The 13,497-nt window shown below is 34.5% G+C and carries 8 protein-coding genes and 1 pseudogene; 1 reads left to right on the forward strand and 8 read right to left on the reverse strand.

The window, feature by feature from the left end:
- Positions 1–23: 23 nt before the first annotated feature.
- A pseudogene (locus NYE32_RS06205) lies at positions 24–220 on the forward strand (transposase); the annotation flags it as partial.
- Between the two features lie 424 nt (positions 221–644).
- On the opposite strand, the gene NYE32_RS06210 reads toward NYE32_RS06205, so the two are convergent.
- The 8 genes from NYE32_RS06210 to NYE32_RS06245 form a co-directional block, all read right to left on the reverse strand.
- Positions 645–7,229, reverse strand: a complete 6,585-nt coding sequence (locus NYE32_RS06210; protein ID WP_339156883.1) for a S8 family serine peptidase — start codon at positions 7,227–7,229, stop codon at positions 645–647.
- 684 nt (positions 7,230–7,913) lie between these two features.
- Positions 7,914–8,375: a GNAT family N-acetyltransferase gene (locus NYE32_RS06215; protein WP_060971933.1), complete on the reverse strand. Its 462-nt coding sequence runs from the start codon at positions 8,373–8,375 to the stop codon at positions 7,914–7,916.
- 38 nt (positions 8,376–8,413) lie between these two features.
- On the reverse strand, positions 8,414–9,199 hold the full coding sequence (locus NYE32_RS06220) for an ABC transporter permease (RefSeq protein WP_070438205.1): 786 nt from the start codon (positions 9,197–9,199) through the stop codon (positions 8,414–8,416).
- Between the two features lies 1 nt (position 9,200).
- A complete protein-coding gene (locus NYE32_RS06225; protein WP_060971935.1) occupies positions 9,201–10,019 on the reverse strand; it encodes an ABC-2 family transporter protein in 819 nt (272 codons plus the stop codon).
- A 1-nt stretch (position 10,020) separates the two neighbouring features.
- Positions 10,021–11,013: an ATP-binding cassette domain-containing protein gene (locus NYE32_RS06230; RefSeq protein WP_145517441.1), complete on the reverse strand. Its 993-nt coding sequence runs from the start codon at positions 11,011–11,013 to the stop codon at positions 10,021–10,023.
- Positions 11,014–11,431: 418 nt separating this feature from the next.
- Positions 11,432–11,674, reverse strand: a complete 243-nt coding sequence (locus NYE32_RS06235; protein WP_060971937.1) for a hypothetical protein — start codon at positions 11,672–11,674, stop codon at positions 11,432–11,434.
- A 117-nt stretch (positions 11,675–11,791) separates the two neighbouring features.
- Positions 11,792–12,061, reverse strand: a complete 270-nt coding sequence (locus NYE32_RS06240) for a hypothetical protein (RefSeq protein ID WP_060971938.1) — start codon at positions 12,059–12,061, stop codon at positions 11,792–11,794.
- 210 nt (positions 12,062–12,271) lie between these two features.
- On the reverse strand, positions 12,272–13,279 hold the full coding sequence (locus NYE32_RS06245; protein ID WP_339156884.1) for a WYL domain-containing protein: 1,008 nt from the start codon (positions 13,277–13,279) through the stop codon (positions 12,272–12,274).
- Between the last annotated feature and the right edge of the window lie 218 nt (positions 13,280–13,497).

Genomic DNA, 13,497 nt, shown 5'->3' on the forward strand with positions numbered 1-13,497 from the left:
CTTTCTTATCTTAATTATGCTTGACCTTCCTTAGACACAAACCATACATCAAAAACGCACTAGAAACACATTACTCAAATGCAAAATTGGAGGGGACCAATAAGCTTATCAAAGACATCAAACGTCTGGGCTTCGGTTTTAGAAACTTTATTAACTTTAGGAAGCGTGTTTTCATCACTCTGAACATACAAAAAGAGAAAACCTATCAGGTTCTCTCTAGATGTTAGCTTTTCGTCACCCACTACAGTTGACAAAGAGCCATATTTAACCTGTCTACTTGACAGGGGGCATATCAATAGCGGGTGGTTTATTTGTTTCGCACCTTCGGAGCGAAACGGACTAATAGTCACATAATAAAAAGGAATTAAGCAACCAAACGCTACTTAATTCCTTGAAATTATCTCATCACCTCTATTAGCCTTTAAATTTTGATAGACTCTATTTTCTAATTAATATGACCAATATTGTCAATACTAACCCTTTCAATCAATTCATTAGTTGTCGAAACTAAGTACATTAATAAATCCAAAAAGAGTATCAATAGTAAAGTAAACTAAATAATTGAGTTATAAATGGCTATTTTCACAAAACTGTTTCATCATCACACTATCTCAGTACACAAACCATTTTTCTATAGCTTTGTCTTAATCTTGATCTTTTTTCTTTAATCCAAGAAACGCACCTAAGGTAAACATTATTCCGGCAACTAATGACATGAAGACTTCGCTAACTGTTCCGGTTTTTGGCAACCTATCATTGTTAGTAGTTGATTTACTATCAATATTGGTATGTTTATTATCTATGTTCTCTGGTTCATTAAGATAAACTTCCTTCTTATTTTCAAAGTTTTTATCATTTTCATCAGGAACTTTAGCTGTGACATCCTTAGTTGAATCAGATTTGTGTGAATGATTTTCTCTTTGTAAATCCTCCTTTTTGTAATTTTCATCTAAGTGACTATGATTTTCTTGCACGTTATCTTTCTTTTTCGATACATCAAAAGTAGGTTTATTTTCCTCCTCCTTTTTCTCCTCTATTTTCTTGAATACAGGTTTTATAAGAGTATCTTTTGATACATTAATAACATAGCCAGCATCTTTTTTCCCTTCGACACCAGAAATTTCCCAGCCATCAAATTGATATCCTTTTTCTAATTCACCCTTATAGACAGGTAAAATGAAATCTTCTTCCGACACTATCGTTGAACTCATTTCTTTTCCATTTTGAATGGTCACAGTTACCGTATGAGGTTTTAGTTCGCTTACCTCTCCCGTATCTTTGTTTAAAATGAATTCTTTTACGGTTGTATTTCTTGCAAAATCTTTTACAACAATCTTAATGTTTAGTGTCTTATCTGTTAGTTGTTTAATATCATCAAATGATTTATATTCTTTTCCATTTACATAAATATGTTTGTCTTGAATCTCACCATCGAATCCATTATTTCTTTTATCATTGATATTAAAGACTACAGATTTTCCGTCAGCATATTCAATACTAGTATTTCCCTTAGGATCAATGTTTACTTCTGGTTTAACATTATCATATAAAAATTGATAGTGTACTCCAACCGCTTTCGCATTCAAATCGCTATAGCCAGTTTGAAGATAAACATTTCCATCCATATCTGTTACCTTATCTGGGAATCCGTTTGCTTTATAGTCTTTCATTCCCCAGTCCATGATGTCACCGTCTTTAACATTAAGCTTAATATTAAAATCTCTAGTGTTATCAATGTGTAAATCTCCGTAGATTAAATAATTATCTACAACCGATTCATTAACTCTCAACTCCCAGTTAAAACCACCCTTATCAGAAATCTTACCTCTTAAATAAAATTCTGGATTTCGTACATAAATTTTATTAGATTTAGATGGATTAAAGTAGTTCTTGTCCATTGAAAGATTTACTGGTTTTGCATCAATAAATAACATAGAGCCATCTTCTTTTATAGCTTCTACGTTGGAATCATCCTCCCCATGATACTCTTTATCATCTTTACCAAATAATACCAGTTTAGAAGAATCTGTTACAAGATTTCCATCATTATCGATTGCCTCCCCTTTATCATTCATTTTAAAGGTAAACACTTGATATTTTACAATGTTAAAGCCATCCAAAGCCGACATTAATACTGATTGAGTACTTCTTCCATCTTCAACATTTCTACTATCAGCATAAATTATTTTTTCTGATAGGACTCTTAGATTAGGATTGGCCTTTTGTATTTTTGCTATATCTTCCTGGCTATAAACTCCATTTCCTTCTAACATATCCGTTTTTCCAGGATTATGGGTAGTCACTTTTAGTGCATAGCCTTTTCTTAGAATGATGTTATCCTTTAACAGATATTGTTGTTTTTCTGAATCAGAATAGATTTTACCAGATTCCATTTCCGTTAAATTGTTTGGTTTGTTCTTTGAAAGATCACCTTCTCCTAATTCTATTACATTCCCATAACTTGATGTATAGGGATATTCTGTTTTAGTTTCCTTATTTTTTTCAGGCATTCTAATTTTAGTTTCAGCTTTTATCTGATCATCATCTTTAACAAAGAATCTCATATCTCCTGCAAAAGCTAATCCATCCACAATATCATTAATATTAGCGTATAAATCAAATGTCATCGTTTTTGAGTGGGAATCATACTTAGTCGTTTTGATTTCTACAGATCTATAGTTATTGCCGTAATATACCTTGGCATTTTTAGAAACATTACTTATCTTTCCAAGAATTTCAAAGTGTCCATCTTTAGACGGGCTTAGAACACCATAAATTTTTGATTTGATTTCGTCAAGTTTTTCAGTTTCATATTGTAAGGCACTACCATCGTCATAAGCAATGATATTTCCCTTATCATCGTATTTATAATCGTATTCCTCTGTTCTCTTACCAGTTTCACTTGTAAAGTCATCAACTTCTCTAAATTTCTTTTTAATGAGTTTCTTTAAGTCTTTACTTTCAAAATCTCTAATTGTTGAAATAGTTTTATGAATAGTCAAGCTTGATTTTTCTTCGATAGACTCTTCATTTTCTTGATGATTTTCTTCCTCAGTTGTATCTTTTTTAAGACTATCCTCTTTTCTATTTTCTAAATTTTTAAATTTAGATTCGGAAATCTCGCCAAGCTTTTGGTATTTAGATGAATCTTGATCAGGATCTACTAGATAATAGGAAATCATCCCCTTTTCATCAGCATGATCAGCAAATTTAATTCTATGAATCTTTGTGAAATTGCTAGATCCATCTAATGCAATGACTTCAATGATTTTTCTTCTTAAATCTCCTGCACCATTAATTTCATAAATAGTATTTCCGTCTTTGTCTAGTTTCCTATTTCTTCCTTGACCCTCACCTGCATAAGTTACTTCAAGATTTTTCTCAACCTCTCCATCTTCATTAACCAGAGCAGCGCCTGCATACCAAACTTCGTTTGCAATCTCGTCAAATTTTTCAGGATGTTCTTTTTGATCTCTCGCAAATAAGGTTTCATTCTTGTATTGATCTTTTACCTGGTGATAAGTATCCTTTGTAATCAACTTAATTTTTTCAGGATTTGAAAAATCAACCGAAACAATCTTAGGGGCTGTATTATCAATTTTTACAGGAATATAGGAAACCTGCCATGGGTAATCTTTAGTTAATCTATATTTAAATTTATAGAAATATTGACCTTCTGCAATCGGTTCAAATTGTCCTCTTATCTTAGTAGCAGGATCTTTGGTATCCTTGCTTTCTGGTGCATTTTCTTCTCTACCTCTAGGGTTATAGATGAGTCCATCCCATTTCAAGTCGCTCCAAACTTTTAGCTTAGAAGATTTGATTCCCTTTGCATCATTTCTCTTAGAGTTTAAAATTCCTCTAATAAAGTGTTCTCTCGAAATGACTTTTAAGTCTCTTTGATTTTCTCCCTCTTTATTTGTATTTACTATTGAAATCAATCCTTCTTCTGCACTTCTTAATACAAGTGGAGAAGGTGTTAATCCTCTCCCAAGTTGAGCATCTTGAGGATTTCCATTTGAATCTAAAGGATAAATTTTAGCAATATTAGAACCACTTGATGATGGTGCGTTGATCCCTTCGTTATTGAAAGCAAACAATTCTGGATTTTGATCTAGGGATGTTGTATTTTTATCTTTTCTATTTTGTATAACTCCTGCTGGATTAAATTTATCTATACCTTCTCCACCAATCCCCTTATTTAAGGTTCCTGGAATTTTCGGTTTGCCATCATCATCATAACCTTCCATTGTTTTTGATTTTGAACCTTCTTCCCAGGCCCATTTATCAAGGATTGGTTCGTGGTTCCAATTCCCAGCAAATCCCATTAGAGGCATCGATAAAGAAGGTTGGAAGTTTATTTTCTTCCCGTTGGAGTTCAGAGCTTCCATTTCTTCCACTGACTCAAAATGAATAAATGATTCTACAAATTTATTTTTGTTTTTAGCCTCCCCAACATTTATAACCGCATTTAAATCAAAGCTAGAATTTGGACCTATAGTGAAAGTGTCATGCTCAAATGTAATATTTGCTCCTTTGATTTTTTCTGGGTGGATTTCTGGAACAATTTGCTTACCATCTGGAGATTTTTCATCTTTGTATGTTTCATCCAGTTTGAGTCTGTCAGTTAGAGCATCTGTAGTTATAGCAGATGCTGAAACTTTAAAGGTTAAAGGTCTGTTTGATGTATTGTGAAGCTTAATTGTAAAATATTTTTTATCTCCTTTTATTTCTTTAAGAGAAATAGAACCATAAGAGTTTACCAAACCTTTAGAATCCGTGTTTTTAAAAGTAGCTACGACTTCATTTCTCAAAGCATTGGCAACATTAATTAGCCCTGCTCCCTGTTGTCTAGGTGATGCAAAGTATTGACTTTTTTCTTTCCAAGAAGTTGCATCCATCATAGGGCGTGCAGTATTTTGTAGGGCTATTTTTGTAAGACTTGTAAGATCTATTTTGTCATCTCCCTTAAGATTTTTCAACACAGGTCTTTCAAGCATTTCCTTTAATTTTGGTCTAATCAAAACAGTAGAAGCTGCCACGATTGGAGTTGCCATACTAGTCCCTGACATATAACCATAAGTTGATTTCCCATTAATGACATTGAGAGTGGATTTAATATTTTTACCGGGTGCTGAAACATCTGGTTTTAAAAGTAAATCTATTCTTGGTCCCCAAGATGTGGACCCTGCTGGAACGATGATCTCTTCTTTATACAGTTCTTTGTCTGTGTCAGGTGCAAACTTAAAGTCAATCTCTTTTTCGTCACCTACATTCGGTTTATTAGAATTATAGCTTGCCATATCAATTGGATAGTATTGCTCCAATTTATCTTTAAAATCTTCTTTATTATTCCTTTTAACCTCAGTTTTTTTATCAGGGTTAATCATGTTCCATAACTTTACACCATCATCTCCTGAAATTGAAAAAACTTGACTAGTAGTTCCTTCATCCTCCTCATATCCCATAGCTGGAAGCTCTGTCCAATTATCTCTATTGTAGTAATTTACAGTATTTACAACCATAATGCCACGTGCACCCTTATCCGTTGCACGTTTAAAAGCATTTTTTAACTCCTTTGTATAAATTCTATCCATTACTGCAATTTTGCCTCTAAGATCCAATCCTATCAAATCTTTGTCTTGCCCCTTGCCTATATATACAAATTTTAATTTACTAGAAGCTTTTGATCCTTCTTCATTTGTTATGATTTTATTCTTATCGAAAAAGGCACCTATATTTCTATATTTAAAACTTTCTCCACCTATGTTAACTTTATCAAACTCAACTGTTTGATTTTTAGCAGATGCGACTGCTATCGCATCTTCATGTGCTGCAGTTCGTGTTACATTTCCAGTGTCGGTCATTTTCAGATTATTATTTGCCACTAAATCCCATGAAGAACTTGAAGCAGAAGTCGCATAGTTACCCGTAGCTACAACCATTGGAATGCCTGCTTTTCTTAATGCTCTAATAGCTTGCCAATATTTCTCACCTACAAGACCTGTTCCTGTAAAGCCAGATGATATCGAAACAACATCGACATTGTGTTTGATCGAATCTTCAATAGCATGAAACATTGTTTCATCTCCTGCGAAGCCAGATCCTGTGTCAGAGTACATTTTATAAGAGAAAATCTGTGCATTAGGAGCAATTCCATCTATTCCGTTAAAGTTTTTAATATCTTTTTCAGTATCATTTCCCGCAAGAATCCCTGCAATATGCATCCCATGTGGATCAAAATAATCGCTTCCATCATCAGCTTTTTCTACAGTAATTTTACCACCATTATAATAATTGAAAGCATGAGGGATTTTATCACTCAACCAGAAATTTTTATCAGTACCTTTTAAGTCTTCTTTTTTAAATCTCATTGAGTCTTTAGCATCATCATCAATCCTCATGGCCTTATGCCTATAATCCGTTCCCGTATCGATATTTGAAATGACCATACCTCTACCATCAAAGTTTTTCCCAAATGGTGCATTGATAGATTTTAGGTAATCGATTGCCTCTTCAACTCCAATTTCTTTTCTAGCATGATTCATCATAGGTTGGACTTTTTGTGACCTTTCAACCGATGAAATACCTTCTATTAGTTTAATTATGTCCAGAGTATCTTTGGTTGTTTCAATAGCGCTACCGTTAAAAATTCTATCATAAGTATATAAAACTTTTGTATTCTTAAGATTTGATAGTTCCTTGATTGCTTTTTCTCCAGATTCTTTATCTTTAAATTCAGCAATATAGACAAGTTTATCCTCTTTTTTGGGACTTTCTGGGTCTTTACTTGCAGACGAGTCCGCTTTATCTCCTTGGGATTGATTGGAATTTTCTTCTTTGATTTTTGCTTCTTCATTGCTAGTGTTATTGTCTATCACAGGATTTTTACTAACAACTTCTTTTTCCTCAATATTGGAATTTTCTTCTTTGATTTTTGCTTCTTCATTGCTAGTGTTATTGTCTATCACAGGATTTTTACTAACAACTTCTTTTTCCTCAATAATTGTTGTTTTCTTTTCTTCAGTATCCTTTGAAGTTTCTATAACATTATGAATATCTTCAAGTTTTTCTTTGTTTTCGTTTTGTTTACCTACTACTGTTTCTTTATCAGATATTTTTAAAGAATCTTCAGAACTAGGTGTATCTGCTAGGATTACCTCATTAGGGACATATGCTGCTAAAATAACTGCAGCTGTGGTTAATGACAATACTGTACTTTTTTTCATTTTAATTCCTTACATATTTATTTAACTTCCAATAGATAGTAAACTTTAACTTTGCTAGCATTTGTTATAAAAAGTTTTACTAATACTCTTCGAAGATCGCATCAAACCGCGTCAACGTCGTCTTAGCGTATGTATGGTTACTGACTTCGTCAGTTCTATCTACAACCTCAAAGCAGTGCTTTGAGCAACCTGCGGATAGTTTTCTAGTTTGCTCTTTGATTTTCATCGAGTATAAGTATTATCTAGGAAATAGAGTAGTACATTTATATATAATTGTTAGCTCTCCAGAAAAATAGTATATCATTTAAAAAATTTAAGTCAATAAAAATTAACCTACATTAATTTATTTTTTAATAAGCGTTAAAAACATAGAGTCAAAAACTTTCGTAGTTAGCTGGGGTACATTATCAGAACATTCACACCATCAAAAATAGTAGCAATCAACTTAAAGCACTAGCAACATCACAAAGTCAAACATCATTAATGAAATATCAGCGCTATTAAACAATATAAAAAACCGCTAAGAATAAGACTTAACGGTTATCTTCTACATATCTATTTTTTCAAATCCTCAGTCGTTTATCTACCTATAACCTAGACTTTACGAGTGCCTTGCTCTACCAACTGAGCTAAATTGGCTAACACTTTTATAGTATGGCACTCTCAATTTTTTGTCAGGAAGTTTTAAACGATTTTCTTTATCAAAATCTGGCAAGGATTCTGGGGATCCCAAAGTTGAGGAAAAATCTCTAATTTTTTAAAACCAACACTTCGATAAAAGACATTTGTTCGATCATAATCTTTATTAGAGCCTTCTGCTACTGTTTTTACCTGTAGGTAGTCTACTTGTTTGCGTGCTTCACTTTCTAAAGTAGCAAGCAATTGACTCCCAATTCCTCTACCTTGATGAGCTTTTTTTACGCCGAGACAATCAATCTCTGCACACTCTTCACTAGAATAGGACAAGCTTACAAATCCAGTCAAATTACTCTCCTGATAGGCTGCCCAAACTTGCAAATCTTTGGCTCCTTCGATGTAGGCTTGCGTGCTTTCAGGTATTCCAAACCATTCTGGCAAATCCTTTAAAACCTCATCAACAACTGCCATTTTTTGATCTTCATCCTTGACTTCTTCAATTGTAAACATCATAAGTTCCTTTCTTGATTTTAGTCTTACTTTCCCCCTTACGAGCCAGCACTTTCGTAGGCATCCAAGCCCCTATCCCAGAGTTTGAGGGAAATGAAAAAGAAGACAAGGGAAATCAGAATCAAACCACCGATATTAAAGAGCCCATTCTTACCCTGCAAGAAATAACTGGCAGGATAGTAAGCCGTAAAGGCAAATGGCACGATAAAACTGATCAACCAACGAAGGAGCGAATTGTAAATGGAAATCGGGTACTTGGCAAAATCATTGAACATATAAAAAATATAAATCATGGCACCTGACTGCTTGGTCCAAAAAGCGATGCTGGCTGTCGCGATTTTTAAAGAAGTGTAAATCAAGGTCGCAAAAGGAATACAAACTAGGAAAAGCAAGAATTTTGGAAGCGTCCAAGCAATGCTTGATACTGTTGTTCCCAATAGAATGCAACCGACCAAAAGTTCCCCCAAGGCATCAATCTGAAAGGTCTCAACCAGAATATGAAAGAGAGGGTTGATAGGACGAGTCAAATACTTGTCAAACTCCCCTTTTCGAACTAGTCGTTGACCTAAGGCCCAGAGATTGTCAAAAAAGAGATGATCTAATCCCTTGGGAATTAAGGAAAATCCATAGATAAAGGCAATCTCTTGAAAAGTCCAACCTTCTAGGGATGGGATATGTTGAAAGATAACATTAAGAAACAAGAGGTTCAGACCTTGAGTCAGAAAGACTCCCAAGACACCTACTACAAAATCAAACTTGTATTCCATGATTTGCTTGATGTATTGTCTGATAAAAATCAGATGCATGCGTTGATATTTTTTCATACTAACCTCCTTGAATAGTGATAAATGACTGGACTCGTTTCCAAATCAACTGAGACAAGCCCACCATCACTATAAGCCAGAAGAACTGGAGCAAAAGCGCTTGAAGAATCTGACTGGCATCGTATTTCCCAACAATGATCATAACCGGAGTGTAAATCAAGGATGAAAAAGGCAAGAAGGAGAGAATAGCTGAAACCACCTTTGGAAAGAAAGCCAAGGGAATCAAACTTCCAGACATAAAGGCCACTATGGAAGTCTTGAGTAGATTGGAACCCCAAAGATTTTTAAAGACAAATGCTGAAAATCCAAAGCAGATGTTAAAGAAAAAGTTAATCAGATAAGCCAGAGTTAAGCTAAAGAGATAAAGGACAGTTAATCCCAGCACTTCTACAATACCTTGCCCAGATAAGATTTTCATCAAAACAATGACACTTAAAAATGGCAGTCCAACAGAGATAAAAATCAACCACTTGGAGCCAAGTTCGGTGAAAAGGTAGGAGGCCGCAAAATGCACTGGTCGCAACAAACGCATGATAATGGAGCCATCCTTGACCTCCTCCCCAATCATAAAGGAGCTATCAGACCTGGTCAAAAGATTAGTCACAAAACTCATGATGATGTAGAGGGTGATATCCGCCATACTAAAGCCCTGAATCAAAGGCTCCTGGGAGGAGTCAAAGACAGCCTTCCAGAGATAGAAAGCCACAAAAGCCCCCATGACATCACCAATCCGATAAAGAATAAAGTTGACTCGATAGGTAATCAACTCCTGAATCCCTGCATTGATAAAGGGTTTATAACGTCTCCACAATTTGACCATCCTAGAGCTCCTTTCGATAGAAGCGACGGATAATATCTTCAATATCCGTATCTACCATCTTCAAATCACGGACTTCAAAATCAGATAAGGTTTGCTTGATAATATCGGCCGACTGGTAGCGGGAACTATCGAATTCAATATTGAGAGTATTTCCTTGTCTATCAATGGACATATCAGGCAAGCCCTCATAATGAGAGACTAGATGATTTTGACCTGGCGTCAGGTCAAAGGAGAGAGTCTTCATCTTTCCAAAGGTCTCCTTGAGCTGGCTAACCGTTCCATCAAAAATCTCTTGCCCCTTGTCTATCATAAAAATCCGGTCACAGAGTTGCTCAATATCACTCAGGTCGTGAGTGGTCAAGAGAATAGTTGTCTCTTCCTCCTGATTAATCTGAGTAATGGCCCGACGAATGTTATCCTTAACCGACACATCCAAACCAATGGTCGGCTCATCTAAAAAGAGAACCTTAGGATTGTGAAGCAAGGAAGCCGCAATATCCGCCCGCATCCGTTGGCCTAGTGAAAGAGTCCTCACAGGATCCTTGATAAATTCCTTCAAATCCAAAACTTCATTCAAAAAGTCCATGCGCTTATGGAAAAGCGAGTCCGGTACATCATAGATTTCTTTCAAAACCGCGTAGGTCTCTTGCAGTGCCAAGTCCCACCATAGCTGAGTTCGTTGTCCAAAAACAACCCCAATATCCTTGACATAATCCTGGCGATTATCCTGTGGAATCTTGCCATTAATCCGACAAAAACCAGATGTCGGTTTCAAAATTCCTGTCAGCATTTTAATGGTGGTCGACTTTCCAGCACCATTTGCCCCGATAAAACCTAGAATCTGCCCCTTGGGCACCTCAAAGGTCAAATCCTTGACCGCTTCAAAGGTCTGCTTTTCAGGATGAATAAAGGAACTCAAAGCCCCCTTCAACCCCGGTTCCTTGACTGTCTTCACAAAATTTTTCTGAAGATGTTTCACTTCTATCATTGCCATATCTATCTCCTACAGTAAAAAATCAACAAACCGTGTCCTCTAAACACAAAAAGCCAATTTCTCATCTCCTAAAATCTGCCTTCTTTATCACAGCAGAAGACCTTAGTATTACTCTATTATAAAGCAGTTAAAAAAGGAAACCAAGTGTTATTCTCGAAAAAGAGAAAATAGTTTTGATACTTGAAAAAATCAAAACCACCCGTCTAATTCACTAAACAAAATGACACAATTCAATAATTCATCAAAGCCTCTACATATTCCTGTAGAGGCTCATTTCAACTTCTCTCATTCTTGCTTGTGAATGTTTAGATAGATTATAAGGTACAAAAAAGCCACCATATGGTGACTTAATGATAGACAATCTAAAAAGAATTGGAAATAATTCCTTTTTTGAGTGCTGTAAGTATAAATCCCTACTTTACACACTAAGTTCATTTATCACATCTAACAATAACTCTTTGTCATTCTTCATAATGGCTAACAATGCATCCTCGTCATCTTCCAAAATGGCTAAATATATCTTTCTTCGAGCTTCAAACTTTTCGATTTCTTTTTCAATCTCTTTAATCCGTCGAGTTTCTCTTAATTTCATAGAAAAAAGAATTCCCAAAGCCATAAAAGTTAATACATCAATTGTAGCGAAAAATATGATAAGATTCATGATAATTACTCTCCCTCTAAAATAAATTTTCTTAGTTCTCAACTAATGAATGGATTTCAACACTTCACTCTGAAAAGATGAGTTTTCCTTGTTTATGTTCATTATTAGTGTTAACCATTAACAAACATATGCTCTCGCAAACATATACAAATCATCTAATTCATCATGTTCAGGTCTTGAGGTTGTATGAAATCCTGCACAATAATGACAATAATAAGTACGAATGGTTTGATCCTCACACAACATGACTGCACGAAGTGCTTTGGCATTAGTCTCATAAACTATTTTATTTTTTTTAGCTCCATGACAGTAAACACCTTTTGTTGAGTGTCTGTTCTTCATAAGTTTCATTTTGTTTTTATAGATTATCTTTCTAATTTTAGACATTTTGCTTTCCTCCTTTTGGTAATAAATGCTGTACTTTTGTTTTGCATTATTTCTTTATAACTATATTTTATCACCAGAAACACACAATACAAGTACCTTAAACACATCATTGTCCATCTGTTTTACACTTTCAAACAATACAACAAAAAAAGTACGTATAAAACGTACTTCTGTTTTTTTGTGAAATGCTATTAAAAAAAAGTGTCAATTTTACTTATTTATTTTTTCTAGTTCAAGTATAGTAAATACCCCATTAAATCGATCAATATAACGTTGAAAACTATCTCTGCCATAGGTTTCAATTTCATATATTACCCTAGGAACTGTACTCCTTGTATCTTTCTCGATAACTTTAAGTGCAGGGATATCATCTTCAAGTACTTCCCAAAACTGACCAACATATCTGAATCTAATCCGAAATTTTTCCGTATCTGAAAACATCAAGAAAGTATGATAACGAACATCACTATCTGACAAAATTTGAGTTAATTCCTCAGAACTTAATATTAGTTCTGTATTATACTTCGAACGATGAACAGTTTTAAAACGATCCAGTCTGAAATTACGAAGACTCCTTGTATCTATTCTTAATCTTCCATCCTTTTCTTCAACTTTATATGCCATACAATAAAAATAATGATCATTAAACATAATCGAGACCGGTAACACATCATAATCGGCATCCTTTCCTTGGTATTTCGTATACTTAAAAGAAAGAGGCTTCTGATTTTCAATTGCGTCAAAAATAGCGGATAGATGAGGTAAGATAGATTTACTCTTATTGTCCCTGTAAATCGATAATTCCTTATACTCCTCTAGTTCCCGTTCCGTAAAGTTTCTAATACGCTGACGTTCCCTATCATCAACAGCTCTCTCTACAAAAGTATCAATGATTTCTCTAACTTCCTCAACACGTAGTGCTCTACTTTCTAAAAGAATCTTAGACAAGATGACGGCCTGGTTGTACTTTAAGTTACCATAACCATGGTTATATTCTGCCTCATAGGTTCCTGCAAGTCGAGAATACTTTATTTTCATATCATCTCTAAGTATTTTTAGATTTTCCTTTAATTCTCTTAAATCATCTTTAAAGGTTCTCTCAGCGATATTAAAACGTTTAAGGTACTCAGTTTTATTAACCTTATGCCCCTTTTCCAATTCAGACATAAAATATAAAAGACGACTGGTTTTCCCTTGCAAATTATTTTCTTCTTTCATTATTCGACCTCATGCTTGATTATAACTTATAGAATATAATATCATTATCCTCTACGTTAGTATGCTTTTACTTTCAATACTTATCTAAAAAACTCAAAGTCCCTTTGAAAATTGAAAAATTATCCTAATTCTGTTCGTAATAATATCTAGTCTTTTTTGTACTAGCTTACAATAAAAATAGAGATTTAATACACAAAGGCCAGTGTGAATTTCACTAG

Origin of the sequence: Streptococcus sp. FSL R7-0248, from assembly GCF_037967965.1 — a bacterium.
Lineage (GTDB): Bacteria > Bacillota > Bacilli > Lactobacillales > Streptococcaceae > Streptococcus.